Annotated in this window: 27 protein-coding genes; 11 read left to right on the top strand and 16 right to left on the bottom strand. The window is 64.7% G+C overall.

Annotated elements, in window-relative coordinates:
* Positions 1-98: 98 nt before the first annotated feature.
* The 4 genes from V1288_RS07155 to V1288_RS07170 form a co-directional block, all read right to left on the bottom strand.
* Complete coding sequence (locus V1288_RS07155) at positions 99-260, bottom strand: hypothetical protein (protein WP_334356389.1); 162 nt, start codon at positions 258-260, stop codon at positions 99-101.
* Positions 261-692: 432 nt separating this feature from the next.
* On the bottom strand, positions 693-1,517 hold the full coding sequence (locus V1288_RS07160; protein ID WP_334361222.1) for a substrate-binding domain-containing protein: 825 nt from the start codon (positions 1,515-1,517) through the stop codon (positions 693-695).
* A 22-nt stretch (positions 1,518-1,539) separates the two neighbouring features.
* A complete protein-coding gene (locus V1288_RS07165; protein WP_442893919.1) occupies positions 1,540-2,262 on the bottom strand; it encodes an energy-coupling factor ABC transporter ATP-binding protein in 723 nt (240 codons plus the stop codon).
* 2 nt (positions 2,263-2,264) lie between these two features.
* The gene (locus tag V1288_RS07170) at positions 2,265-2,957 is read right to left on the bottom strand and encodes an ABC transporter permease (RefSeq protein ID WP_334356391.1); all 693 of its coding nucleotides are present in this window, start codon (positions 2,955-2,957) and stop codon (positions 2,265-2,267) included.
* Between the two features lie 88 nt (positions 2,958-3,045).
* On the opposite strand from V1288_RS07170, the gene V1288_RS07175 reads away from it, so the two are divergent.
* Positions 3,046-3,933 (top strand): helix-turn-helix transcriptional regulator, encoded by an 888-nt coding sequence (locus V1288_RS07175; protein WP_334356392.1) that lies wholly within the window; start codon positions 3,046-3,048, stop codon positions 3,931-3,933.
* 157 nt (positions 3,934-4,090) lie between these two features.
* Positions 4,091-4,483, top strand: a complete 393-nt coding sequence (locus V1288_RS07180; RefSeq protein WP_334356393.1) for a hypothetical protein — start codon at positions 4,091-4,093, stop codon at positions 4,481-4,483.
* 116 nt (positions 4,484-4,599) lie between these two features.
* Here the strand turns inward: V1288_RS07180 and V1288_RS07185 are convergent, their stop codons facing one another.
* Complete coding sequence (locus tag V1288_RS07185; RefSeq protein ID WP_334356394.1) at positions 4,600-5,865, bottom strand: threonine ammonia-lyase; 1,266 nt, start codon at positions 5,863-5,865, stop codon at positions 4,600-4,602.
* Between the two features lie 159 nt (positions 5,866-6,024).
* On the opposite strand from V1288_RS07185, the gene V1288_RS07190 reads away from it, so the two are divergent.
* Together V1288_RS07190 and V1288_RS07195 are read left to right on the top strand one after the other, a co-directional pair.
* Positions 6,025-6,702, top strand: coding sequence for a response regulator transcription factor (locus tag V1288_RS07190; RefSeq protein ID WP_334356395.1), 678 nt, complete (start codon positions 6,025-6,027; stop codon positions 6,700-6,702).
* Positions 6,699-8,648 (top strand): sensor histidine kinase, encoded by a 1,950-nt coding sequence (locus V1288_RS07195; protein WP_334356396.1) that lies wholly within the window; start codon positions 6,699-6,701, stop codon positions 8,646-8,648. Before V1288_RS07190 ends, V1288_RS07195 begins: the two co-directional genes overlap by 4 nt.
* Positions 8,649-8,663: 15 nt before the next feature.
* Here V1288_RS07195 and V1288_RS07200 read toward each other — a convergent pair whose 3' ends face one another.
* The gene (locus V1288_RS07200) at positions 8,664-8,954 is read right to left on the bottom strand and encodes a hypothetical protein (RefSeq protein ID WP_334356397.1); all 291 of its coding nucleotides are present in this window, start codon (positions 8,952-8,954) and stop codon (positions 8,664-8,666) included.
* A 245-nt stretch (positions 8,955-9,199) separates the two neighbouring features.
* Between V1288_RS07200 and V1288_RS07205 the strand changes: the two genes are divergently transcribed.
* On the top strand, positions 9,200-9,442 hold the full coding sequence (locus tag V1288_RS07205) for a cysteine rich repeat-containing protein (protein WP_334356398.1): 243 nt from the start codon (positions 9,200-9,202) through the stop codon (positions 9,440-9,442).
* A gap of 153 nt (positions 9,443-9,595) precedes the next feature.
* Here V1288_RS07205 and V1288_RS07210 read toward each other — a convergent pair whose 3' ends face one another.
* From V1288_RS07210 to V1288_RS07220, 3 genes are all read right to left on the bottom strand, one after another.
* On the bottom strand, positions 9,596-10,336 hold the full coding sequence (locus V1288_RS07210; RefSeq protein WP_334356399.1) for a hypothetical protein: 741 nt from the start codon (positions 10,334-10,336) through the stop codon (positions 9,596-9,598).
* A 108-nt stretch (positions 10,337-10,444) separates the two neighbouring features.
* A complete protein-coding gene (locus V1288_RS07215; RefSeq protein ID WP_334356400.1) occupies positions 10,445-11,158 on the bottom strand; it encodes a hypothetical protein in 714 nt (237 codons plus the stop codon).
* A 129-nt stretch (positions 11,159-11,287) separates the two neighbouring features.
* On the bottom strand, positions 11,288-11,536 hold the full coding sequence (locus V1288_RS07220) for a hypothetical protein (RefSeq protein WP_334356401.1): 249 nt from the start codon (positions 11,534-11,536) through the stop codon (positions 11,288-11,290).
* 147 nt (positions 11,537-11,683) lie between these two features.
* On the opposite strand from V1288_RS07220, the gene V1288_RS07225 reads away from it, so the two are divergent.
* The gene (locus V1288_RS07225; protein WP_334356402.1) at positions 11,684-12,337 is read left to right on the top strand and encodes a hypothetical protein; all 654 of its coding nucleotides are present in this window, start codon (positions 11,684-11,686) and stop codon (positions 12,335-12,337) included.
* Here V1288_RS07225 and V1288_RS07230 read toward each other — a convergent pair.
* Positions 12,334-13,257, bottom strand: coding sequence for a DMT family transporter (locus tag V1288_RS07230; RefSeq protein ID WP_334356403.1), 924 nt, complete (start codon positions 13,255-13,257; stop codon positions 12,334-12,336). The genes V1288_RS07225 and V1288_RS07230 overlap by 4 nt on opposite strands.
* A 95-nt stretch (positions 13,258-13,352) precedes the next feature.
* Between V1288_RS07230 and pdxR the strand changes: the two genes are divergently transcribed.
* Positions 13,353-14,789 carry a MocR-like pyridoxine biosynthesis transcription factor PdxR gene (gene pdxR / locus V1288_RS07235; RefSeq protein WP_334356404.1) on the top strand — a complete coding sequence of 479 codons (1,437 nt, stop codon included), beginning with the start codon at positions 13,353-13,355 and terminating at the stop codon, positions 14,787-14,789.
* Between the two features lie 156 nt (positions 14,790-14,945).
* Here the strand turns inward: pdxR and V1288_RS07240 are convergent, their stop codons facing one another.
* Both V1288_RS07240 and V1288_RS07245 read right to left on the bottom strand, forming a co-directional pair.
* Positions 14,946-17,282 carry a mechanosensitive ion channel domain-containing protein gene (locus V1288_RS07240; RefSeq protein ID WP_334356405.1) on the bottom strand — a complete coding sequence of 779 codons (2,337 nt, stop codon included), beginning with the start codon at positions 17,280-17,282 and terminating at the stop codon, positions 14,946-14,948.
* A 235-nt stretch (positions 17,283-17,517) separates the two neighbouring features.
* The gene (locus V1288_RS07245; protein WP_334356406.1) at positions 17,518-18,498 is read right to left on the bottom strand and encodes an NAD(P)H-dependent flavin oxidoreductase; all 981 of its coding nucleotides are present in this window, start codon (positions 18,496-18,498) and stop codon (positions 17,518-17,520) included.
* A gap of 97 nt (positions 18,499-18,595) precedes the next feature.
* On the opposite strand from V1288_RS07245, the gene V1288_RS07250 reads away from it, so the two are divergent.
* The gene (locus V1288_RS07250) at positions 18,596-20,158 is read left to right on the top strand and encodes an AMP-binding protein (protein WP_334356407.1); all 1,563 of its coding nucleotides are present in this window, start codon (positions 18,596-18,598) and stop codon (positions 20,156-20,158) included.
* Positions 20,159-20,275: 117 nt separating this feature from the next.
* The gene (locus tag V1288_RS07255) at positions 20,276-20,416 is read left to right on the top strand and encodes a hypothetical protein (RefSeq protein WP_334356408.1); all 141 of its coding nucleotides are present in this window, start codon (positions 20,276-20,278) and stop codon (positions 20,414-20,416) included.
* A gap of 81 nt (positions 20,417-20,497) precedes the next feature.
* Here V1288_RS07255 and minE read toward each other — a convergent pair whose 3' ends face one another.
* Genes minE through minC form a run of 3 tightly spaced genes read right to left on the bottom strand, consistent with a single transcriptional unit; the run spans position 20,498 to position 22,327 of the window.
* A complete protein-coding gene (gene minE, locus V1288_RS07260) occupies positions 20,498-20,794 on the bottom strand; it encodes a cell division topological specificity factor MinE (RefSeq protein WP_334356409.1) in 297 nt (98 codons plus the stop codon).
* Positions 20,791-21,606 (bottom strand): septum site-determining protein MinD, encoded by an 816-nt coding sequence (gene minD / locus V1288_RS07265; protein ID WP_334356410.1) that lies wholly within the window; start codon positions 21,604-21,606, stop codon positions 20,791-20,793. The genes minE and minD overlap by 4 nt, the downstream gene beginning before the upstream one ends.
* A gap of 19 nt (positions 21,607-21,625) precedes the next feature.
* On the bottom strand, positions 21,626-22,327 hold the full coding sequence (gene minC / locus V1288_RS07270) for a septum site-determining protein MinC (RefSeq protein WP_334356411.1): 702 nt from the start codon (positions 22,325-22,327) through the stop codon (positions 21,626-21,628).
* Between the two features lie 640 nt (positions 22,328-22,967).
* On the opposite strand from minC, the gene V1288_RS07275 reads away from it, so the two are divergent.
* Both V1288_RS07275 and V1288_RS07280 read left to right on the top strand, forming a co-directional pair.
* Positions 22,968-23,519 carry a hypothetical protein gene (locus tag V1288_RS07275; RefSeq protein ID WP_334356412.1) on the top strand — a complete coding sequence of 184 codons (552 nt, stop codon included), beginning with the start codon at positions 22,968-22,970 and terminating at the stop codon, positions 23,517-23,519.
* A 66-nt stretch (positions 23,520-23,585) separates the two neighbouring features.
* The gene (locus tag V1288_RS07280) at positions 23,586-25,154 is read left to right on the top strand and encodes an ABC transporter substrate-binding protein (RefSeq protein ID WP_334356413.1); all 1,569 of its coding nucleotides are present in this window, start codon (positions 23,586-23,588) and stop codon (positions 25,152-25,154) included.
* 54 nt (positions 25,155-25,208) lie between these two features.
* On the opposite strand, the gene V1288_RS07285 is transcribed toward V1288_RS07280, so the two are convergent.
* Entirely contained in the window at positions 25,209-25,982 is a 774-nt protein-coding gene (locus V1288_RS07285) for a thioesterase family protein (RefSeq protein ID WP_334356414.1), read from the bottom strand.
* Between the last annotated feature and the right edge of the window lie 120 nt (positions 25,983-26,102).

Here is a 26,102-nt window from a genome sequence, read left to right on the forward strand (position 1 = left end):
CGACCGAGGCAAGATGACGCGGCGTCAGCCGGCAATGGGGAGCGCCCATAAAAAAGCCCGCGTAGCTCGCGGGCTTTTTGTTTGACCTCCTGGTCTTCTTACCAGCCGCGATAGCCGCCGCCGAAGCTGAAGGTGACACCGGGGCCGCCGCCGTAGTAGCGGGGACCGTAATAGCCGTACCGGCGCGGGGCATAGTAGTTGTACGCTCCCGTAGTACGGCCGGTAATGATGGTGGCGCCAGTGGTGATGGTGATGGCCATGCCAATGGCGATAGCGGTATTGCGCGCTGATGTCGGTCGAGGATTGCCGGGATTGCGCCGTATCCGTCGAGGGCTTCGACTTCACCGCGTTGTCGGCAGCGTAGGCGGAGCCTCCCATCACGGCGGCAGCACCAACGGCAAACACGATAGCTAGCTTCTTCATCATCGAACTCCAGTGAACGTGTCGTGGCTAACCGGCCGGCACGCGTGACGTTCCGGCGTGCGACATAAAGCCCGAGACTGCTTGCTTAAACGGATGTTCATGTAGATTAACGCGAGAGCGTCTGCGACGAGAGTGCCGACCTATCGACCGTGCAGAGCGGTGATTGCAACGCTATCGCGCCGGAGCGAGCGAGCGTGACCGCGATGGTGTCCGGCGCCACGCCGCTCACCTGCAGCACGACCGGGCTCGCGTCGAAATCCGCATCGCCATCACGCGCCGGAATCGCCGGCGTTGGGATAGAACAACTGCTCACCGTTGACCTTGTAGTCGGCGATCGCCTTCTGGCCCTCCGCCGATACCAGCCAGTCGATGAACTGCTGGCCGAGATCCTTGTTGACGCTCGGATGTTTTTCCGGGTTCACCAGCATGACGCCATACTGGTTGAACAGGCGCTTGTCGCCTGCGACCGCGATTGCGAGGTCGCCGCGGTTCTTGAACGACAGCCAGCTGCCGCGATCGGCGAGCACATAGGCGTTGGAGGCGGAGGCTGTATTCAGCGCCGCGCCCATGCCCTGCCCGATCTCCTTGTACCAGGGACCCTTGTCCTTGGCGATGTCGATGCCGGCGACCTTCCAGAGGTTGAGCTCGGCCTGATGGGTGCCGGACTTGTCGCCGCGTGAGATGAAGTCGGCGCCCTTGGCCTTGATCGCGGTGAGCGCTGCAACGATGTCCTTCGTTCCCTTGAGGCCGGCCGGATCGCTCTTCGGGCCGACCAGGATGAAGTCGTTGTACATCACGGGGTGGCGCTTGACGCCAAAACTCTCGGCGACGAATTTTTCTTCGGCCGGTTTGGCGTGGACGAACACGACATCGGCATCGCCGCGGCGCGCGGTATCGAGCGCCTGTCCGGTGCCCTGCGCCACCACCTTGACGTCGATGCCGGTCTTGGCCTTGAACATCGGAAGTAAGTGGCCGAACAGGCCGGAATCCTGCGTCGAGGTGGTGGAGGCCACCACGATCGATTTATCCTGTGCGAAGGCGTGGCCTGCGAATACGAGGGCGGCCGCTGCGATCACCAGACGGCGGGTGAGCATCTTCATGGGTATCTTCCTTCCATCAAACCAGTAGCTCGCCTGCGAGGAACGTTTTGGCCTCGGCGGTTTGCGGCCTATCGAAGAACGGCGCGCCGGCGCCGGTCTCCACGATGCGGCCGCGGTGAAGCATGACGATGTCGCCGGCGAGCCTGCGCGCCTCGCCGAGATCATGGGTCGCCATCACGACCTTGATGTTACGTTCGCTCACAGTGCGGATGATGTCCTCCACCGCCTTGGTGGCTACCGGATCGAGGCTGGCGGTCGGCTCATCGAGAAACAGCACGGCGGGATCGCGCGCGAGCGCCCGCGCCAGCGCCAGCCGCTGCTGCTCGCCGCCGGATAGCCTTCGCGCGGCGCGGTCGGCCAGGTGTCCGAGGCCGACCAGTTCGAGCAGTTCACTGACGCGGCGCGCATGCTCCGCGCGCGGCACACCGGCGGCGCGCAGCGCAAAGCGGATGTTGGCGGCGGCGCTGCGCCGGAGCATCGCCGGGCGCTGAAACACGATCGCGCGCTTGAGCGGCGGGACATGTTCCAGGCCGCCCCAGGTGATGCGGCCGCGCGAAGGCGCGAGTAGCCCCATCGCGACGCGCAGCAGCGTGGATTTGCCCGAGCCGTTGGGACCGATCAGCATGGTGGGTGGGCCCGGCAGCAGCGTCAGCGCGATATCGTCGAGGATGGTAACGGGACCTGCCGCAACCGTGACGCCATCGAATTCAATCGGCAGTTCGCTCGAAGGTGCGCGCATGGTCATCCCGCCAGTCGTTCGCCGGCGCGGCGGGCAGTCCAGGCCAGCGCGTTGACGGCGATCACGATCGCGATCAGCACGAGGCCGAGGCCGACCGCGAGCGGCAGGTCGCCCTTGGACGTTTCCAGCGCAATCGCCGTCGTCATGGTGCGGGTAAAGCCTTCGATATTGCCGCCGACGATGATGATGGCGCCGACTTCCGCCGCCGCACGGCCGAAGCCGGCGAGCAGCGCGGTGACCAGGCTGAAGCGCGCGTCCCAGATCAGTGCCGTGACGCGGCCCACGGGACCGAGATTCATCGCGGTGAGTTCGTCGCGGTATTCGATCCAGAGATCCTCGATGGTCTGCCGCGTCAGCGCGGCGATGATCGGCGTGACCAGCACGGTCTGCGCGATGATCATCGCGCCCGCCGTGAACAGCAGGCCGAACGCGCCGAGCGGCCCGGAGCGCGACAGCGCCAGATAGACCGCGAGACCGACGACGACCGGCGGCAGGCCCATCAAGGCGTTGAGCAGGACGATGACGCCCTGGCGCCCGGGAAATCGCGTCAGCGCGATCCAGGCGCCCAGGGGAATGCCGATCAGCGCGGCCAGTACCACCGCGGACAGGCTCACGTAGAGCGACAGCCGCACGATGGCAAACAGCGCGGGATCGCCGCTGAGCACGAGTTGAATAGCAGAAACATCGTTGGGCATGGAAACTCCGTTCGGCGGGCATCTTGCGCAGATGGTACTGATATGGTCAATTTTCGTATCACCTGCATTCATATGCATACAGGTTCCTATGCCGGAATTGTTCACCACGGACGAAGCGGCCGAGTATTTGCGGCTCTCCGAGCGCAAGCTCTACGAGCTGGTGGCGAACCGCGCCGTGCCCTGCAGCAAGGTGACCGGGCGCTGGCTATTTCCGCGCACCGCGCTGGACCGCTGGGTGTCCGCCGGCCTGCTCGCGCCCGCCGCGCTGGCGCAGGTCGCAGCACCCCCGATCATCGGCGGCAGCCACGATCCGCTGCTGGAATGGGCGCTGCGCGAAAGCAATTCCGGCCTCGCCAGCCTGCCCGAAGGCAGCGAGGAAGGCCTGCGGCGGCTGACGCGTGGTGAGGTGATGGTCGCGGCGATCCATCTGCATCGCCTGGATGGCGACGACGAAACGGCCAATCTCGACGCGGTCGCCGATGCGGCGGGATTGCACGACGCCGTGGTGCTGAGTTTTGCACGGCGCGAACAGGGCATTCTCGTTGCGCCGGGCAATCCGCTGGACTTGAGCGACATGGCCTCGATCGCGACAACGCGCGTGCGCATGGCGCAGCGCCCCGCCGGCGCCGGCGCGCAATTGCTGTTGCTCGCGCTATTGGCGCGCGCCGGCATCAGCCTCGACGATTTGAAACTGGCAAAACCCGCCTTTCCGACCGGCCCCGACATCGCCCAGGCGATCCGGGCCGGTCGCATCGATTGCGGCATCGCCACGCGATCGGTCGCGCGTTCGGCCGGGCTCGATTTCCTGCCGCTCGCCTGGGAGCGCTTTGATCTGGTGCTGCGGCAGCGCGACTACTTCATGAAGGGACCGCAGGCACTGTTCGACTTCATGCGCCAGCCGAGCTTCCGCGATCGCGCCGCCGAGCTCGGCGGCTACGATGTCAGCGACACAGGCGCGGTGCGGCTGGTGAATTAGGGCGTGGCATTCTTAGTGCGCATATGACAGTCGAAGTTTAACCGGGGTAGACCGGAAACTCGAGCCTGACCATGGATCGCCACCGCCACGCCACCAAATCGCCTAACGACTCAACGACGACTATTGCAGCGGGCCGGGGGCACGAAGGGAGAAGCTGATGGATACCCCAACGTCTGCCGCACCCGACGAGAAAACGCCTCCGCCGGAGGAGACGCTGGCGACACAACCCGGCAAAGAGAAATCGAATCCCGCTGGTCCGTTGGAGATCAGCACCGAGCGATTCAACTCGTCCGTCGCCCGGTTGACCTCAAATTCGATAGACGAACTTCACAAGCTGGCTTCCGAACTCCAGAAAATGCAGGAATTCCTGAAGTCCGAGGTCGACAGCGTGCAGCGCCAGATCGAAAGCGCGGTGGCCGGAATTAATATCATCGTCGAAACGATTGGTCCGTGGAAAAGCTTCGCGGGCTCACAAGCCCATCCATCAGGCACTCGCAACGTGCGCGCGGGGGGACCGGCCGCCAACATCGAGCAACGCATTCGCGGATAGCAAGGCGCCGCAGTCACTGTTCGGCTTCATGCGCCAGGCAGGTTTCCGCGATCGCGCCGCCGAGCTTGGTGACTATGAAGTCAGCAACACTTGCGGTGCGACTCGTAAACTGAGGACTATCGCCGCCCCGGCAACCACGCGATAAATCCGGCCTCTTCGAGCCGTTTCATCACCTCGTCGAGATGCACCCGATCCCTCGTTTCGATCACGACTTCGAGCAGGGTGCCCTTGGCGGGAAGATCCGAGAACGTGCGCTGATGCGAGACCTCGATGATGTTGGCGCCGGCTTCGGCGAGTAACGCCGAAACGGCGGCGAGCTGTCCGGGCCGGTCGACGATGTCGATCGCGATCTGCGTCAGCCGTCCCTCGCGCGCGAGTTCGCGGGTCAGCACCGAGGCGATCAGCCGGGTATCGATGTTGCCGCCGGTCAGGACGAGGCCGACGTTGCGCCCTGCAAAACGCTCCGGCGCTGCAAGGATCGCGGCAAGGCCGGCCGCGCCGGCACCCTCGACCACGGTCTTCTCGATCGCGATCAGCATCGCCACCGCGCGCTCGATCTGGTCTTCGGTGACGAGAACGATGTCGTCGACGAGACGGCGGATGATCTCGGTGGTGATCCGGCCCGGCGTCTTGACGGCGATGCCTTCGGCGAGCGTATCGCCGCGCATCGGCAGGCGCTCGTCCTTGATGGCATTGTACATCGAAGGATAGAGCTCGGCCTGCACGCCTATGATCTGCAACTCCGGCTTCAGCGATTTGGCGGCGACCGCCATGCCGGAGATCAGCCCGCCGCCGCCGATCGGAACCACCAGCGTATCGAGCTGCGGCACGGAAGCGAGCATTTCGAGCGCGATGGTGCCCTGCCCCGCGATGATCAGGGGATCGTCATAGGGGTGGATCATGGTGAGGTTCTGCGCCTTGCCATGCGCGCGCGCAAATTCCGCGGCCTCTTCCAGCGTCTTGCCGGAAATGATCGTCTCCGCGCCGTGGCGCCTGGTGTTCTCGATCTTCACCATCGGCGTCCCGACCGGCATCACGATCGCGGCGGGAATGCCGAGCCGGTGCGCATGATAGGCCACGCCCTGCGCGTGATTGCCGGCCGACATCGCGATCACGCCGCCCCGCCGCTCGTCCGGCGACAGCGCCAGCAGCCGATTGAGCGCGCCCCGCTCCTTGAAGGTCGAGGTGAACTGCAGGTTCTCGAATTTGAGCCAGAGATTGCAGCCGCAGATCTCGCCCAGCGTCCGGCTCTGGTCGCATTCGGTGACCATGACCGAACCGCGGATCGCGGCCGCCGCGGCTGTGACGTCGCTGGGCGTGACGGCAAGGCCGGGCTGTGAAGCGTGCGGGTCCGGCGGGGCGTTCTTGGGGGCTTTCGGCATTTCGGGGGCCTCGTTGGGAGGCAATCGTATAAGCCTTTTCTGCCGGACGCGCCTCCTCCGAATCTCGTAAAATCCCGCCCCATGAACATGGGTGTCGCAAAAAGCCGCCGCGGCGTTACACTTGCGCGGGCTGCAGGGACAGGCGGCCGGAGTCTTCAGATGAATTCATTGAGCGATGGACCGAAGGCGGAGGCTATTACGGTCGTGCTGGTCGAGGACGACGCGCCGACGCTTTGGCGGCTGCAGGACGCGCTGGCCAAGGCCGGGTATCAGGTCAGGGCCGCCGGCACACTCACCGAAGCCCGCGCCTGTCTCGCGCAAGGCGCACCAAAAGTTCTGCTGACCGACCTTCAACTGCCGGACGGCCATGGCGTCGACCTGATCCGCGAAACCCGGCAGCGCTTTCCCGACACCGAGATCATGGTGATTTCGATTCTCGGCGACGAGGAAAGCGTGATCTCGGCGATCACCGTCGGCGCGACAGGTTATCTGCTCAAGGACGCCTTCCCGACCGATATCGCCGCCACCGTGCGCGACCTCGTCGCCGGGCACTCGCCGATCTCGGCCTCGATCGCGCGCTTCATCGTGCGGCGGACCCAGACCACGCCCGAGCCGCCGCCCGGTCCCGCGCTCAACACCGCCAAGCTGACGCCGCGCGAAATCGACATCCTCTGGGGCATCGCCAAGGGTTTCAGCTATGCCGAGATCGCCAGCCATCTCGGCCTGTCGCGCCAGACGGTGCCCGGGCATATCAAGAACATCTACCGCAAGCTCGAGGTCCACACCCGGGGCGAAGCGGTGTTCGAGGCGGTCCAGCAAGGCCTGATAAAGTTGTGAACGACCACGACGAGGACGCGACGGCGGAACAACTGCCCGTCCGCGAACGGCGGCGGCTGCAGACGTCCCGCCTCGTCCAATACCTGTTGCTGCAGGCGCTGATCGTGGCCGCATGCATTTTCGCGTTGCGACAGTCGCTGCCGCAGCCTCCGGCCGAATATCTCGTCGCAACGTTTGGGCTCTCCGAGCGCGGCGCCGAGCGCGCGGTGACGCTTCCGCATTTTTCTTCCCTGCGCCATGCCATGGACGACCCGCCGCGCTTCACCGCACAATTCAACCGGCCGGCCGGCGAAGCCGGGCGCGCCTGGTCGGTGTTTCTGCCGCGCTTCACCAATGGCGTCGAGGTTGCCGTCAACGGCGCCGTGATCCTCGACAGCCGGCGCAATCCCACCGCCAACCGGCCCGACCGCAACACGCCGGAGATCGCGGTGATCCCGGCGTCGGTGCTGCGCGACGGCACCAACACGGTTTCGATCCGGTTGTTCATCTGGGGCCCAATCACCGGCTTCCTCGACCGTGTCTGGGTCGGCCCCGACGAATTGCTGCGCCCGAGCTACGATCTGAGAACATTGATCTTCGTCACGCTGCCGGTGGTATTCTCGTCGTGGCAGGCGATCCTCGCGGTCATTCTCGGTATCATGTGGGTGATGCGGCGCCATGAGCCGGCCTATGGCGTTCTGGCCGCGGCAATGGCGGTGGGTGTCGGCCAGGCGTTCCTGCAAACGCCGATGGGCGAGACGCCATTTTCCCGGCTCAACGTAATCCTGATTTCCTCCGCACCGATCGAAAGCGCGCTGGTGCTGACATTCGCGTTGTTGTTCGCGGGCTGGAAGTGGCAGCGCTATGGCTGGATCCTTTTCATTCCCGGCGTGCTGCTGGCGCTGGCCGGCGTGTTCGGAAATCAGGCGATGGTGCGTGCGCTGTTCCTGATTCTCGCCGTTCCGATGGTTGGCATCTCGCTGGTCATCATGGCGATCGTGACCGCACGCTCGGTTCTGAAACGGCAGAATGTCGCGAGCCTCCTGCTCGGATGCGCGGTCACGATCATGCTGACCTGCTGGATTGCCGACCTGCTCTCGGTATTCCAGATGACGCCGAACCGCATCTTCACCGCGCGGCTGTCCTATTCGGTGATGCTCGTGGCAATCGGCGCGGGGCTGACCTGGCGGTTCGCACGCGCGCTGAACGAGGTTGACGGCTTTGCCGGCCGCCTGGTTACCCAGGTGCGCGAGGCGGAGGAAAAGCTGAAGGCCAGCTTCGTGCGCGAGGAGGAACGCGCCCGCGCCGCGGCGCTGGCGCGGGAACGCACGCGGCTGATGCGCGACCTGCATGACGGGCTCGGCGGCCAGCTCGTCAGCATCGTGGCCTTGAGCGAGCGCGGCAACGGCAGCGCGGGAATCGGCGATGCGGCGCGCGCGGCGCTGAAGGATCTGCGTCTCGTCATCGATTCCATGGACGACATCGGCGGCGATCTGATGCTTGCGCTCGGCTCGTGGCGCGAACGCGCCATGGCGCAGTTGCGTCCGCACGACATCGCGCTCGACTGGCGCGCGGGCACGGCGCAGGGCCTGCCGGTGCATCCCGAACTGCGGCCATGGCACGTCATCCAGATCGTTCGGCTGCTGGATGAAGCCGTGACCAATGCCGTCAAGCATGCCAATGCGCGGCGTATCACGGTGAGGATAGAAACGCTCGCAGGCGCCGACGGCTTCGATCGCGGCTGCATCACCGTCGAGGACGACGGCAAGGGCTTTGAGATCACGTCGGATGGCGCGGCGGCAGGCGCGATAAAAGCGGCACGCGGCTTGCGCAACATGCGAAGCCGCGCTGCGCGCTGTGGCGCGGAGCTGGAACTGAGCTCCTGCGCCCAAGGGACGGACCAAGGGACTCACGTCAGACTAACATTGCCCCATCGCTTTCCCGACAGCGACGGCGCTGCCGGTTGACCTGCGCGTTGCGCCTCAGCGGCGGCCGACGCGATTGACCGGGCCACCGCGGTTCATGGGGGTGCCGGCACGAACACCGACGCCGGGAGCGCCGACGCCGACACGGGCGACGCCGACGGCCGGTGTAGCGACCACCGCTGCCGCGACTGGCGTCGGTCGCGCCACGCAGCCCTTCGGCACGCCGACCGTCTTGCAGTAAACCACCGCGGCCTGGGCCGAACCCACACCGCCCACCGCAAACGAAGCCACGGCCGAGAACGCCGCAAGCGCCAGACCAGCGCTCAGCCAACCTGTCTTCTTCAACATCTGTCATCTCTCCCGAATTGGGCGTGCAGCTCCTTGCGATGTGCCGATTGGTCACCGCAGCCGACGCGAGATGTACATGGTCCATTGAGGGGCGCGGCAACATCCCATGAAAATGGTGTGACGCGCGCGCTGGCGATTGGAGCGCCGATTTCCGACGCCATGAACATGGCATGGACCAGGAGCGCAACCTCGACGAGCTTCCGCGCGCTTTCAACCCTCACATTCCCATCGAAAGGTGATCCACGATGAAATCGATCCACGTCCCGGCCGCAGCAGTCGCCGCGCTGATCCTGTCGCTCGCCGCCGGCTCGCTGGCTCAGGCGCAATCCGGACCCTCCCCGCAGGAGCAGATGGCCTGCCGTTCGGATGCCGGAAAATTCTGCGCCGAACATATTGGCAAACCGCCGCAGATGAATGCCTGCCTGAAGGCGAACAAGGCGAAGCTGTCGGATGGCTGCCGCAAGGTGGTGGAATCGCGCGGCGGCTAACGCCTCATCCGATAAGTCGTTACCGGCTTTCTCTCGGGACAACACGAAGCGGCTGCCCGGAGATCATGCTCAAACAGAAGGAGCGCGATGACGTTTCAAAGTCATCACGCTCCAATATGCCGGGCCCAAGATGCCGGCGCGATCGCCGAAAAATCAATCATCCTGATCGAACAACCTGATCCGGGGCATTTCGCCTCTCGCCGGCTCGGCGAACATGTCCCTTCTCCTGGGCTCGACGAACACGTCCCTCGGCTCGCCTTCTTCCCGGATTCTAATTCGCCGTGGCTCGGTCACTTCCCGGACTCTCTCTTCGACCGCCTCGAGCTCCTGATCACGGGGCTGCTTCAATCGGCGCTTGTCGACCCATTGCTGCCGCCGTTCCGCGCGCCGTTTTTCGGCGTCCGCCCGTTTGATGTCGGCGTCGCGGGCCCTGGCGAAGGCATCGCGCGGCGCGGCGGCCTTTTCCTCGGCCTGCTCGGGAGGCTTTGAAGATTGCGGTGGTGGCTGCACGGGCTGCGCGGCCGCTACGTTGCTGATGGGCTTTTCTTCGGCGCGGGCAGAATTGGCGGACGGAGCCGTCGCCCCTGTTTGCGGCTGTGGCTGCTGCTGCGTGTTCGGCTGCTGCTGGTTTTGTGTTTGCGGCTGTTGCTGCGTTTGTGGCTGTTGCTGGGTCTGCTCCTGGGCAGCGGGATTCGTCGCGGCCATATGCGGCACCGGCTCCGCTGGTGCTGTCGAGACAGTTATCGGTTCCGCCGACATTCTGCGTTCCAGCTTGGAAACCGTCTGCGAGGGCGGGCTGGTAATGTTCGCAGCCAGATAGCCACCGCCAAGACCGGCGCCGAGCGCCACGACCACGGTTCCCACCCCTGCAAAATAAGCCGTCGATGTCCGCATGATTCGGCTCCATCATCCACGCGGGAAACGCGTGGCATGGGCCGATGTTCCGGCGGGCCATGGTGAGGGAATCGGAACCGGCGGCGCTGCAATCGCAGCGCGCGCCGCTCAAATCATCGCGGCGACTTTTTCCAGGCCGATGATGCGCGCGAGCGAACGGACCTCGCTCTTCTGGTCTTCACGCAACTGGAACAACAGCGGCATCGCAGCCGATTTCAACTGCTGGACTTCTGCGGATTCGGGATCGATCGGCACGCCTGAAGCGTTCGGGTTGGCCTGCCGGCCCGCATGAATCTTGCGGGCGACGGCGCGCAGTGCGGTTTCCACCGGCGGCCAGTAGGACTCCTGCGACGCCGACAGTTTCAGGCGGTCCTTGATTCCGGCGATCTGGACGTCGCTCAGCAGCGCGTAGTTTTTCTGCGGCTGCGGCTGCGGCTTGGCGACGGCCTTGGGCTTCGGTGGCGCGACAGGCGATGATGCGGCGGGCGCCATCGGCGCGGTAGGCGCAACTTCCTTCGGCAGCCCGATATCGGCGGGCGCGGTCGAGGCATAGGCCTGGCGCAACGGCTCGCTCAGCGCCGCGGTGGTCTGCGGCGGCTCATAGGCCGCCAGCGCGTAGCTCACGACGGCAAGCCGGTCCTTCTTGCTTTCCTTGTTCGACACCGGCGTCTGGACAGAAGCGGGCGTTTGAACGGTAGCAACGGACGCAGAAGCCAGTTGGGGCAGCGCCGCAGGTATGCTGTCCCGGCCGAGAATGGCGGTGGCGGCGGCGCCGACCACGAGAAAGCAGATCAGCGCGACGATTGTCAGGGTTTTGGTCAAAAAGGTCTCCATTCCCGCCGATGTGTGGCCCTTTTGCCGAAAACTGGACGACAATTGAGGCTTTACGATGCCAACGGGAGGCCTAACGCGATCGAAAAGCTGGGGAAATCGTCCCGAAACAGCCGGAAATCAGGCCGCCGCGGCCAGTTCGTAGGCGTCCTGGATATCGGCCACGATATCGGACGCCTCCCACAGGGCGTCGGGAGCGACCGACTGCAGGGTGACGGTCCAGTTGCTCTTGCGGCTGCGGGGCAGGCTGACGACCTCGAATTCGATGCCGCGGCACAGCGGATGCCGATCGAGCGCAAACATCACCCGCCGCGTGATCTCGTGGAGGGTCGCCGGGGTTTTGGCGGTAAGATATTGATCGAGATCCATTCCTTTACCCCTTCGATTTGCCGTCCGTCGCGCCGTGGCGGCGGACCATCCTCTGGGGCTATTGTTGGGGCTGATATGGTTAACGGCGCGTTAAGGGCGACAGGGCAAGGGCTGCCGCAGCAGACGGCGGAAGCGGAACACGGGGCGATGGCGGGACCGACACCAGCGACGACGATGACCGCGGACGGCCCGCCGGTCCGCGCCCCGCTGGTGGCGGCCGCGCTGGTCTCGGCGGTCACGCTGTCGGTCGCGACCTTCGAACTGGCGATGGCGGACTGGCCTTCCGGCTTCGTGCTGCTCGTGGTCATGCCGCTGATGGCGCTGATCTACTGCGGCTGCGCGCTGTGGTCGGCGACGCTGCTGCTCCGTATCCGAAAAGGCGGGCTGAAATTCGCCCTGCCCTTCCTGATCTGCGCGCTGACGCTCGCCGTCCTCGTTTATGCGCCGCTGCACCAGATCGCCCTGCAGCAGAATTTCCACTGGCACCGGCAGGCTCGCGAGCGGATCGTGGCGCGGGTCGAGGCCGGCGAACTCAAGCCGAACGTCAGCCACAACGAAAACCTGATCGCGCTCGGCGACCGCGAGCCCAACGTTTCCGCTGCTGGTAACGACATCGTGGTCGATCAGGCTGACGAAGGCACCTATGTGCTGTTTTTGACTTCGCGCGGCCTAAAACACCATTTCACCGGCTTCCTGCACGTGCCGCCGGGCGGCGACCCCAACAAATTCTTCGAGTTCGAGGACAAGCCACCAAGCCAGCTCGTCCGCTACGACAAGGACTGGTATTTCGTGGCGAATTAGGATGACGGCTTGACGAGCATCGCCGCTCGCGGCCATCCGCCCGCGACGGTGCCGAGCGCGATCCCGCCGATGATCAACGTCATCGCCAGAAACAGCGACGGCTCCAGCGGCTCGTTCAGCATCAAGGTCGCGCTGATGATCCCGAGCAGCGGCGTCGCAAGCAGGCACAGCGACGTGGTGACGGCGGGCAGGCTCCGGTTCACCATCGTCATCGCCCAGTTGGCGAACGCCGTGCAGATGATTCCGCCATAGAGCATCAAAGCCGCAAGACGCGCCGTCCACACAATATGCGGCGCGCCTTCGGTAATCCAGGCGATGGCCGAGAGCAGCGTGGCCGCCAGCAAGACCTGCCAGAATACCAGTTGGAAGGGCGTCGAAATCCATTTGTGCGCCCTGACATAGACGATGTTGCCGGCCCAGCAGAATGCTGCGAGCAGAATCAGGCCGCTGCCGAACAGCGCGTTGCGGTCACCCCAGTTCAGCGTCTGCGGATTGAAGATCACCGCAAGCCCCGCCAGGCCGCAGCCGATCCCGATCGCCCGCCTTCGCGTGATGGGCTCCGACAGCAACATGGCGGCTCCCATCGCGACCCATAGCGGCGTGGTGTAGCCGAGCACGATCGCCCTGCCCGCCGGCACGAATTGCAGCCCGGCCGCGACGAGCGCCGAAAACGCCACCAGATGCAGAATCGACGTGCAGAACACGACCGGCAGGTCGCCACGCTTCGGGACGATGAAAGTCCGTTGCGCCCACAACATCGGCGCCAGCGTCGCGGCGGCGATCATGCAGCGCAGTGCCGTCGCCCACAGCGGCGGCACGTCCTGCACGATCATCTTCGTCACCGGCCAGTTGGTCCCCCACGCCAGCACGACGCCCGCGAGGAGCACCGCCGCGCTGCGGGTTGAAAGTCCACTGGCCATCTCGAACGTGTCCTGTCATGAGCCGATCCGCATTGCCTAGCCTTCCAACTGGCTCTAATGAAAGAACCAGTCTTGGCAAATTTGCGGTGCCAGTTATGGACGACCTGTTGCCCGGAATGCTCGGCCTCGCCCGTGACGGCGGCGAAACGCTGACGCGCCAACTGACCGATCAGTTGCGAGAGCTCATCGCCAGGGGACGCCTTGCGCCCGGCCAGCGCCTGCCGTCGAGCCGGCAGCTCGCCCAATCGCTCGATGTGTCGCGGAACACCGTTTCGTTTGCGATCGAGCAATTGGCCGCGGAAGGTTACCTCGCCCTTTCCGCCGGACGCCGTCCAGAAGTGGCTGCAGGCCTGTCGCTCGATCGCCGCAGGATTTCACCGCGAAGCACCCGCGCCGGGCTCGTGCAGATAAGCCTGTCGGCCTGGGCAGGCAGCCTGCACCGGGCAGGCTGGCCGCCCGTTCATGACGGACGGCCGCGGCCGTTTCAGCCCGGGCTCGCGGATGAACGCGAGTTTCCGCACGACGTCTGGAGCCGTTGCCTGCGGCGCGCGGCGCGAAATGCGCCGCTGCGCCGCGACCGGCCGATCAACCATCCAGCACTGCAGGAAGCCCTCCTCAGGCATCTCGTGGTTCATCGCGGGATCAAGGCCAAAGCCGGCCAGATCCTGATCCTCCCGACGGCACAAGCCGGCCTGACGCTGGCCGCCAATGCGCTGCTCGCGCGCGGCGATCATGCCTGGATCGAAAGCCCGGGCTATGGCGGCGCCAACGTCGCATTGCATGCCGCCGGCGCCATCGTTTCCGCGATAGCGCTCGACGCGCAAGGCATCGCCATCGCCTCGGCCAAGGATACGCCACGGCTGATCTTCGTCACCCCCTCGCATCAGTATCCGACCGGGCGATTGATGCCGATCGGCCGCCGCCTCGAACTGCTTCGCTTTGCCGAAGCGGCGGGCGCCTGCATCATCGAGGACGACTATGACGGCGAATTCCACTATGAGGCGCGTCCGGTGGCCGCGCTGCAGGGGCTCGCGGCGTCACCGCGCGTGTTCTATCTCGGCACCTTCTCGAAATCGACCTATGCGGACATCCGCATCGGCTACCTCGTGGTGCCCGAGGCGCTGATCGACGTTTTCGAAGTCGCGCAGCGCCACATGGGAATGTTGACGTCGATCACGATGCAGGATGCGCTGGCCGATTTCATCAGCTCAGGCGCCTATCTCGGCCACATCAGAAGGATGACGCGGCTCTACAAGGGCCGCCGCGACCGCATGCTGCGGGCGCTTGCCGCTGAGGCCGGCGACAAGCTCGGCATCGAAGCGCCGGCCGGCGGGATGCAATTGCTGGCAAAGTGCCAGGCTAACGACCGGCAATTGTCGGCGCGGCTGCTCGAGGCCGGCGTCGTCAGCCGGCCGCTGTCGGGCATGCTGTATCACAAGACCGGTGAGCAGGGCCTGTTTCTCGGCTTCGCGGCGTGGAATGAAAAGGAGATCGACCGCGCCGCGCGCATCCTCGGCCGGATTGTCCACTGAGATTCGCGGATGGCATTTCGTGGCGAACTAGAGCGGGATGACGTTTCTTCGAATCGTCATCCCGCTCTATCTCTTTGACTTGAGCATGATTTCCGCGCAAACGCGTTTCGCGTTTGTCGCGAGGGAAAGCCGGTATCCACTTTTCCGGATCATGCTCTAGCTGGCCGCGCGCCTCGGCGTTGCATTCTCGGTCATTTCGGCGGGCGCAGGAACCTGCATCAGAATGGTTTGGGCTGCGGGTGCGATTTCCATGCCGCATTCCTGGAATCGCCGCTTCATGCGGCGGTTGAATTCCCGCTGCACCGGCCAGCGGCCGGCATCACTGCAGCGGATCTGGCCGACGATCGAGGCCATCGAGCCGTCCACCTTGTCGACGCCCCACAATTCGAGGTCGCCGCGGATCAGGTGCTGGAATTCCGGCTCGCGGCGCATCTCGGCGACGATGTCCTTGAGGATCTGGCCGGCGCGGTCGGTATCTTCCTTGTAGGACACGTTGACGCTGACGGCCGCATTGCCGGCGCCGCGGCTTGAATTGGTGATCGTCGTCACCGCGCTGAACGGCACGATGTGCACCGAGCCGTCGCCGGAGCGCAGGCGAAGGGTGCGAATCGAGACGTTTTCCACCACGCCTGACAGGCCTGATAGCGTGACGTTGTCGCCCACCTGGACGGTATTTTCGAGCAACAGAAACAGCCCGGTGATGAGGTCCTGCACCAGCTTCTGCGAGCCGAAGCCGATGGCGATGCCGACGATGCCGGCGCCGGCGAGCAATGGCGCGACGTTGACGCCGATTTCGCTCAGCGCGGTGAGGCCAACGACGATGACGATCACGCACAACAGCGCCGTTCGCAGCATCGGCTGAAAGGTGCGCAGCCGCGCCGCGCGCGCGTAATGGCCCTCGCGCGAAAGCGTATTGATCTTGCGATCCAGCAGCGCGTTGCTGATTTCCCAGATCGCCGCCGCAGCCAGAGCGGCAATGCCGACGGTCACCACCGCCGACAGCAACCGGCTGCCGATCTGGCCGCCATAGAACCAGACGATGGCGTCGACGCCCCAGACCTCCAGCAACGCAACAAAGCCGATGAAGGCGATCACCGCCGAGACGATGTTGCGCAACAACGGCAGATAGCGGTTGGCGCGGGTCTCCAGGCCGGGGAAGCGGCGCAAGAGATCCGGGCTGATACGAAAGCCGCGGTCGATCAGGCTCAATACCACGATGGTGGCGAGACGCATGATCAGCGCAACCGCGATGGTGCCGACGAAATACTGCAGCAGCAGCGCGTAGCCGTTGCGGATGTTCAGGGCCCATACCGCCCACAAGGCGAGATCGAGTGCGATAGCCAAATAGTGCCAGAGGCCGGCGACGCGATTGCGTATCCTGGCCGCGGCACCGTCGCGACCGGCCGGCGCGCGAATGGTGTCGGCGACGGGCCTTCGGCACTGCAGGATGACGACGACGACAAAGAGATGCACGACCAGCATCACCAGGCGAAGCAACGCGGCGTAGCCGGCGCGATGCAGGCCCAGCAGCAACGCCACATTGGCGAAGGCGATGCCTGAGACGGCGACGGTGACGATGCGCCGCGCCCATATCTCGATATAGGCGGCGGTCTCGGCGCGAACGCGAAACAGGCCGAACGGCCCGGCCAGCGCGCGCACGACGCAGATCAGCGCACGCGACAGCGCATAGGCATTGACGACCGCAAGGATCACGAGCCGGGTGGTTGAGAGATCGCCGATCCCGGTGCCCAGCAACATCGTGGCGACCCCGATGAAGACAAGCACCGGAAGCAGTTCGAGCGCGAGACGTCCGAGGACGAAGGGCAGCCTGACCAGGGACTGCCAGGTGCGCGCCAGGCTGAGTCGCCGCTGCTGCAGCTTGGGTTCCGCGACGACATCAGCCGCCGACGATGGCGGATCGGCCACGGCCAGCGTCTGCACCGGGGCGCGCGCGGTTTGCGGAAGCCGCGCTTCCAATAGCGCCACCGGCCGCTTGATGAGGCGGAACACCAGCCACTCGGCAGCGAAGGCGCAGAGGAACACCAGCGCCAGTTTCCACGCAATATCGAACAACTGATGATAGGCGGACGGATCGTTGGCGGTCCGCACGAACCAATAATAAAACGCCCGAAAATGCGTCAGTGTCCGCACGACGTCCGCGACCTCGCGCGAGATCTCGCCGACCTGCTCGGACACCGTCAGCAGGAGCTGCGCGCCAAGGCTGTCCGCCGTGAGCGGGATTGCAGATTTCGTCTCCGGCGCGGCGCCTTGCGGTGGCTGTGAGGCGTTGGAGATCGCGCGCAGCGTCTCGATGACCTGCGCGCGCTTCTTGTCGTCGGAAAGCGTATCAAGCGCCCGCTTCGCCTGATCGGGCGAAAGCACGTCAGCCTTGTCGGCGGCAGGGGCAACCGGCGCCGCGCCGGGCTGAGCGAAAGCCGGAAGAATGAATAAGGCGCTGGCGAAGAGGATCGACGGCAGGAGTCTGAGCGACACGAAGACCTCTTTGAAAAAATGCACCCCGACGGCGAAACCGGGATCGGCCTCGCCCTCGTGCGTGTGTCATGTCGGATTGCCTGTTTTCGCCGTCATCCTGTGTCGGAAGTTTGCCATAGCGACGGTTTTCTTTTGGCATTTCGCCTTGGCATACCGCATCACAAAAATGCCGCAGCGCTTAATCGCCGGGAACTTTTGCAATCGCCACAAAATGCGGGGACGAGAGCGCAGCGCCTTAATCAGGCCTGACGCGTGCGGCGGCGTCGCGATATTCCGCAAGCGTGCGCGCCACCAGCTCGTCGACCGAAAGCACTTCCGTCACACCCGAAACGGAATGCCCCGCACTCCAGATATCCTTCCAGCGCTTGGGGCGGTTTTCGCGCGCGCCGATGTCGATGTCCTTGCCGATATCGATTGCGCCGCGCAGCGGCAAATTATCCGGATCAAGGCCGGCCGCCTCGATCGACGGCCGGAGCATGTTGGTCTGCAATCCCGTGAATGCGGTGGTCAGCAGAATATCGTCGGCGCTACTCATGACCAGCAACTTCTTATAGCGCACATCCGCCGTGCTCTCGCGCGTGGCGATGAATTTTGTGCCCATATACGCGAGGTCGCAGCCCAACGCCTGCGCGGCGCGAAGGGCGTGGCCGTCGACGATACCGCCCGCCAGGACCAATGGCCCATCGAAGAAGGCCCGCACCGCGCGCACGAACACGAAGGGGTTGAGCCAGCCGGTCTGGCCACCGGCGCCGGCCGTCAACAGCACCAGCCCGTCGGCGCCCGCAGCAACGGCCCGCTCGGCGTGGCGGATCGAGGCAACGTCGGCAAACACCAGCGCGCCGGCCTGATGCAGCGGCCCGATCACCGGCGCCGGCGATCCGACCGAGGTGATCACCATTTCGGGGCTGTGCCGCAGCAGCACCTGCAAATCCTGCTCCAGCCGCGCATTGGAGCGATGCACGATCAGGTTGGCGCAGACCGGCGCTGACGGTTTGCCGCTGGCATCCGCATGCGCCTTCAACCTGATATCGATATCCCTCAGCCATTCGTCCAGTTGTTCGGAGCCGCGGCAATTCACCGTGGGAAACGAACCGATCACGCCGTTGCGGCAGGCGGCCACCACCAGTTCAACACCCGAGACGAGAAACATCGGCGCCGCGATCAGCGGCAAATTGAGGCGATCGCGAAAGCGCGAGAGGAGGTCGATTGTTGGCAAAGTGTTTCTTCCCGGCTTGAGCAGACTTCTTGTTGTGCTAGCGTTACCGGAATATTGGCACGGGCGAATGCCAATTACAAAACAGCGGGAGAAAAGAATGAGCAATCCGCTCTATGCGTTTCCGGCGGTATGCGAGCAGACCTTGCGGGCGCTGGCACGCTACCCTGAGCGCACGGCGTTCAGTTGGCCGGGCGGATCGCTCACCTACCGCGGCGCGACCGACCTGATCGGACGCATGCAAAGCGTCTTCATGCAACTGGGCTTTGCGCCCGGCACCCGCGTCGCGTTTCTCACCGCCAACCGCGCCGACGCCTGGTGCGCCGGCTGCGCCGCGCAATTGTCGCGGTTTGCGATCACCTGGCTGCATCCATTGGGTTCGCTGGACGATCAACTGTTTCAACTGGAAGATTCCGAAGCGCAGATGCTGGTGGTCGACGGTGTCACCTTCCGCGATCGTGGCGGCGAACTCGCGGCGCGTGCCACCGGTTTGAGAACCGTTTTCACGCTCGGTCCCGCCGGTTACGGCGCCGATCTGCTGCGGGCGATCGAAGCGGCCGGCAGCGCCACGGCGCGCAGCTTTGCCGGACCCGACGATATCGCCGCGCTCAATTACACCGGCGGCACGACCGGCAAATCCAAGGGCGCGCTGCGGCACCACCGCGAATATGGCGGCTTTGCCAACGCGATCCTCGCCGATTTCGAAATTCCGGAAACGCCGCGTTATCTCACCGTCGCGCCGATCAGCCACGTCGCGGGAACAAAAGTACTGCCGACGCTGATGCGCGGCGGCACCGTGCACATGCTGAAAGGCTTTGACCCCGAAGCGGTGTTCAAGACCATCGAACGCGAGCGTATCAATTTTACCCTGTTCGTGCCGACCATGATCTACGTGATGCTGGATCATCCATCACTCGACAAAACCGACCTCTCCTCGCTCGAACTTCTGCTGTATGGCGCGTCCGCGATGTCGCCGAGCCGGCTGGTCGAGGGCATCGAGCGGATCGGGCCGGTGTTCTCGCAGCTCTACGGCCAGACCGAATGCTATCCGATATCGGTGCTGCGCAAGAAAGACCACGATTCCAGGACGCCGGAACTGTTTTTATCCTGCGGATTCCCGATCGCCGCGTGTCGGGTCGAAATTCTCGACAATGACGACCAGGAAGTCGCCACCGGCGAGGCCGGCGAGATCTGCGTGCGCGCAAGCCACGTGATGGCCGGATACTGGCAGCGGCCGGACACCACGGCGGAGACGCTGAGGAGCGGCTGGCTGCACACCGGCGACATCGCGCGCGCCGATGAGCGCGGCTACATGTTCATCCTCGACCGCAAGAACGACATGATCGTCTCCGGCGGCTTCAACATTTTTCCGCGCGAGATCGAGGATGTGTTGTCGCAGCATGCCGACGTCGCGATGGTCGCCGTGGTCGGCGTGCCCGACGACAAATGGGGCGAGGCCGTCACCGCCGTTATCGTGGCGCGCGAAGGCGCCAAGCCGAACGAGGACGAGCTGATCAACCTGGTGAAGGCCAAGAAGGGCTCGGCGCACGCGCCAAAACACATCAAGTTCGTTACCGAGCTGCCGATGACCGGCGTCGGCAAGGTCGACAAGAAGGTGCTGAAGGCCGGCTTCTGGACCGGCCGCGACCGGATGGTGGGGTAGACACAGTTTCGTGTCCCGGACGCGGTGCAGCGCGCCATCAGCGCGTTTACGCGCGTCTTCGACGTGCTAAGGCTGCTCCGCAGAGCCGGGATCTATACCCACGACCGAGCTGCTTGCTTGGTCGCGACCAGCGGCGCATCACGCCGTAAGAACGGCGTGCTGCGCAGCGTCCGGGACACCGGCGAAGTGCAAACCGACCTGTTCAGCGCAAACGCGCCGCCGGACGCCGCCTGGCAATCCGTACAATTGCAGATGTAGCCCGGGGCGAGACGATCTTGGAGCGGATCGCGATACGAACGTCCATCCGTCGTGGAAGCACGGGCGGGACAGCGTCCACGATCAGCCCGCCATGCGCCTTTCGGCCTGCGCTTTCGCCTTGTCGAAGTTGTTGGGCACTTCGATGTCGACTTCCAGCGTCGAGACGGTCTTGCCCCGCTCCAGCTTGACGATGACCTTGTCGGGATCGAGCACCACGTGTTTCGCCACCACGGCGAGAATTTCCTCCCGCAGGGTGGCCAGCAAGTCGGACTGGCCGAGCAGCCCGCGCTCGTGCGACAGCAGAATCTGCAGCCGCTCCCGCGCAACCGGGGCGGATGCGTTGCGGCTGCCGAACAGCCGCAGCAGGTTCATGCTCATGCAGCTCTCCGTCCCAACAGCCGGTTCATGAAGCCCTTGCGCTCCAACGGCACGACCATGGCGACTTCCTCGCCCATCAGGCGGCGCGAGGCATCGATATAGGCGCGCGCTGGCGCGCTCTCGGCATTGTTGAGCGTCACTGGCGTGCCGACGTTTGACGCTTTCAGCACTTCCTGGCTTTCGGGAATGATGCCGAGCAGCGGAGTTGCGAGGATTTCGAGGATGTCGTCGATCGTGAGCATCTCGCCGCGCGCGGCGCGCGCCGGATCGTAACGGCTGATCAGCACGTGCTTTTCCACGCGTTCGCCGCGTTCCGCCCTCACCGTCTTCGAATCGAGCATGCCGATGATGCGGTCGGAATCGCGCACCGAGGAAACTTCGGGATTGGTGACGATGACGGCCTCGTCGGCGTAGCGCATGGCGAGCGTCGCGCCGCGCTCGATACCGGCGGGGCTGTCGCACAGGATCCAGTCGAACCGGCTCTTGAGCTCGGCGATAACGCGGCCGACGCCCTCGTCGGTGAGCGCATCCTTGTCCCTCGTCTGGGAGGCCGGCAGCAGCCAGAGATTTTCGAGGCGCTTGTCGCGGATCAAGGCCTGCGGCAGCTTGGCGACGCCTTGCACCACGTTGATGAGGTCGAACACCACGCGGCGTTCGGCGCCCATCACGAGGTCGAGGTTGCGCAGCCCGACGTCGAAATCCACCACCACGACGCTTTGCCCGCTTTGCGCAAGCGCCGCGCCGAGCGCGGCCGTCGAGGTGGTCTTTCCAACGCCTCCCTTGCCTGAGGTAACGACCAGGACCTTGGCCATACGTGATCTCCTTAGCCGGTTAATTCAGCGGGGTAATTTTCATGGTATCGCCTTCCAGCCAGGCCTGCGCCGGGCGGTTGCGAAGCGAGACGTCGATTTCTTCTGCAGTCTGGTAGTAGCCGTCGATCGCAAGCAACTCGGCCTCGATTTTCTGGCAGTAGATCCGCGCATTGGAATTGCCGTTGACGCCCGCCATCGCGCGGCCGCGCAGCGTCCCGTAGATGTGAATCGATCCGCCGGCGACGATCTCCGCACCGGAGCCAACCGAGCCAAGCACGGTGACATCGCCCTCCATGAAGACGATCGACTGCCCCGAACGCACCGGGCTTTCGAGCAACAGCGAGGTCGGCTTCGGCTTGGCTTCCGGTTCGGATTTCTGCACCGGCTCGTTTCGCGTGATCACGCAGGCGCGGCCGCCGGTCAGCAAGGGCGGCATGTTCGCCGCGAGGCGCTCTTCGTCCACGCCCTCGATGCCGAGAACGCGAATGCTGCGCTCGTTGAGGCTGCAGACGAGATGAGCGATGGCAGCGCTGGAAAGGTCGACGGCCGCGAGATCGAGCACGATCGGCTTGCCGACGAAGTAGCCCGGCGAGCGCGCGAGCGTAGCGTCGATCTCGGCGAGCCATTCCACGATCGGCACGACAGGGCTGAATACGAACGCGACATAGGAACGGCCGCGCAGCCGGACCAGTTGACGCGTGGGATCCGCTCGGACGTCCATGATGTTCGACTCGCCTTTCTTATTGAATGGTTAACAATCGGCGAACTTGGTTAACGAGTAATTAATGCGACAACGCGCGCTGCGCGCAGAAAAGCGCGCAACGGACGGCAAATCCGGCGCATTTGTGGCCGATTCTTGCTGCGGAGCGCGGGCAATGCGCTGCAAAGCCTTTGCAAACAAGGGTCTCGCGAGTTGTAGTTAACAAGAGCTCAACTTACTTTCGTCACGTTTCCGACCTAAATTAGTCCTCGCGCGGATCCAACAAACTTATGTGTGGCTGACGGGCTCCCTGAGTCTGGCGGCTCATTCCGTCGGGCAGACGGACATTTGCCGGCAGGGGACTAAGGCAGTGGAAGCCGTGGGGATGGTGTGGTCGCGAGACAGTATCTCGCAGACAGGTGTCGTCGAACGCACGGACGACGCCGAACATTTTGATTCAAATTTTCTAACCAAACTTAGCGGTGGGTGGAGAGCGGACGTGGATTCCTCCGCACACCTCCTGCATGAGCTGGAGCTCCTGTCCGATACGCCCGAAGCCGTTTCGCCGCCAACCAATCCGCCGGGTAATCCGTCAAGTACCAACCCGCCAAGTGCTAATTCGCCGAATGCTAATCCGCCAAGTGTCATGAGGAGTAAGCGTATGAGTAGTGTGAGTGAGCAGGAGCATCTCAATCCCCGCGATCCGCTGTACTACGCGCCGCGCTGGCTACGTGAACGGTCGGCTCTGCGCGGCGCGGGCCCCGAGACGCCGTTTTCTCCGGCGTCGTTCGACTCCCAACTCGAGAGCGCAGTATCCGACGCGCTGCGCCATCCCCTCGATCCCGAGGTGATGCACGAACCCGACCTGGAGTCGAAGAAGGCATTGTGGACCGTTGCGGCACGCTTCGCCGGCGCCATCGGCGTCGCCGCCCTCGTGGCGCTGTTCTTCGTCGTCGCCGTGCCCGGCTCGCGGCAGAGCGACGGCGAGCCGTCGACGTCGACGTTCTCCAACGTCGCGCAGTCGATCAAGACCACTTTGTTCCAGTCCAGCGAGGCTTCGCCAAAGGCTGCGATCAACGAATTCCAAGCCCTGCTCGCCTCCACGCCGCCGAGCGCTCCGGCGGCGTCCGAGCAGGACAGCCAATTGCTCAAGCAGTTCATGCAGTGGCGCGAGAGGCCGGATCCGGCCACGCCGCAACGTACCAACCCATAATCCAGACGGAGGGCTGACCATGCCCGAGAACCGACTTACGGCGATCTTGTTCTCAAGGAGTCTGCCATGACCTCGCACCGGATGACCTTGCTGGTCGGGGCTGTGCTCATCGGCATTGCAGGCAGCGCCCAGGCTGCCGGCGACATTGGGATCGTGCGCGACCTTGCAGGCCGCGTCGGCCCCGTAATCGGTTCGGCGCAGGCCTGCCGCGACATTGCGCGTCCCCGCATCCAGACCATCGCCGACAAATTTTCGCAGGTGATCCGGGAAGCTTCGTCGAACGAGGCAGAGCGTTCCGATCTCACGCAGGTGTTCGATCGCAGCGTGGCTGAGGGACGTACCGCCGTTACCTCAGGCAAGATCGACTGCATCCGGGCCGACCGCCAGTTGGCCGATCTCGAACGCTCGATCTCCGGACCGAGCCTCTCCAGCGTGATCGGCCCGTCGCCAGCGGCCGCCGCGACCGCAGCGAATGCCGCAACCGCGCCGACGGCCAATGTGCCGGCAGGCCCGCTGCCGCGCGGCATCGGCGAAAAGGAAATCCGCTTCGGCATCGCCGCCCCCTTCTCCGGCTCGGCCCGCGAGTTGGGCCGGCAGATGAAGCTCGGTATCGAGACCGCCTTCAACCGGATCAACGATTCCGGCGGCGTCGACGGGCGAATGCTCAAATTGTTCGCTGCGGACGACGGCTACGAGCCATCGCGTACCGGCGAAGCCATGAAGCAGCTCTATGAAAAGGACCAGGTGTTCGGCATCGTCGGCAATGTCGGCACGCCGACAGCGGCGGTGGCGATCCCCTATGCGCTCGAACGCCGGATGCTGTTCTTCGGGGCCTTCACCGGCTCCAACATCCTGCGCAACGATCCGCCGGACCGCTACGTCTTCAATTATCGCGCCAGCTACGCCGAAGAAACCGACTCTGTCGTCCGCTATCTCGTCAAGATTCGCCGGCTGCAGCCCCGGCAAATCGCGGTCTTCGCGCAGCAGGATTCGTACGGCGATGCCGGATTTGCCGGGGTCGCCAAGGCGTTTCGCGCGATGGGCGTCAACGACAGTGCCATCGTCCGCCTCAACTACGCGCGAAACACCGTCGACGTCGACGATGCGATCAACCAGTTGAAGCTCGCCAAGCCGCCGATCAAGGCGGTTGTCATGGTTGCCACCTACCGGGCCGCGGCGCGGTTCATCGAGAAGACGCGCGACCTCTATCCCGGCATGATCTACTCCAACGTTTCATTCGTCGGCTCCACCGCGCTTGCCGAAGAACTGAAGCTCCTGGGACCGCGTTACACCAACGGCATCATCGTGACGCAGGTGGTGCCGGCGGTGTCGGGCTACTCGTCGGCGGTGCTCGAATACAAGAACGCGCTCGCCAAATATTTCCCTGGCGAGGCGCCGGACTACGTGTCGCTCGAGGGCTACGTCGCCGCCAACGTCCTGATCCAGGGCATCAAGCGGGCCGGGCCGCAACTCGACACCGAGCGGCTGATCGACACGCTGGAGACCATGCGCAACCTCGACCTCGGTCTCGGGACCTCGCTCGGGTTTGGCCGCTCCGAGCACCAGGCCTCGCACAAGATCTGGGGCACGGCGCTCGACGAAAGCGGGCGCTACCAGCCGCTCGATCTCGAATGATTGGCGAAGCCGCGATCCCCGTGATCGCGGCTTCTCCAAGCTGTCTGGGCACAGTCAGCGCCTCTCGATCACCAGACTCTGGATGGCGCGGCCGAAATGGCCGCGCGCATCGGCGAGCCGCGCCATGGCCAGCCCCGCACCGTCGGGGCCGATCCAGGATTCGGCATCGAGCAGGATCCAGTCGCCGACCGGCTCCCGCGAAAAATTCACGGTGAGATCGGCGTTGAGAAACGTCCACTCGCGAAAATCCAGCACCGCCGAAGTACCGTTGCAGAAATCCGCCGCCGCCATCGCGCGCATCGCCTGCGATACCGACGATCCCGCCACGATCGGCCGGTCGACGCGGTACCAGATCGCGCCGGGACCGGGCGAGCCGAACCGGCCGCGGGCGGCACGCAGCGACATGCCGGTCACGAAAGGACTGGAGGAAAAATCCGCGGGCTCGACCCGCGATTGATCCGGCCCCGGAAGCTCGACCGGCAGGATCGTGGCCTCGGGGGGCAATTTGTGGGCCTGCACCTTGATCTTCAGCACGGTCGCACTGACCACGACCACGCCCCTGGCGAGCAGCCTGACGGCGCAAAGCTGGATCTTGCGCCCCTCGCGCAACACCTCGCTTTCGATCGTCAGCGGCGCCACCGGCACGGGGCGCATCAGGTCGACGGTCACGCGGGCGACCCGCATCGCGACCGGCGCGGGAATCCGCTCCGCCGCCCACACGACCAGCGCCGCCGGCGGCGAACCGTGCTGCATGCTCGGGTCCCACGGTCCCGCAGCAAACGGGCTGGTGACGACGTCGTTGCCGTCAACGCGAAAGATGGCATCCATGAATGAGAGATCCTGCCGATCAAAGGAAGCCACTTCTTGCCTGCTTCGACCGAACGAGTCGAGGCCGCGACAGGCGGAGCGCCGCGCGCCGTTCGCAGGAGATGGCGAGCAAGGCAGCGC

Source organism: Bradyrhizobium sp. AZCC 2176 (assembly GCF_036924645.1).
Lineage (GTDB): Bacteria > Pseudomonadota > Alphaproteobacteria > Rhizobiales > Xanthobacteraceae > Bradyrhizobium.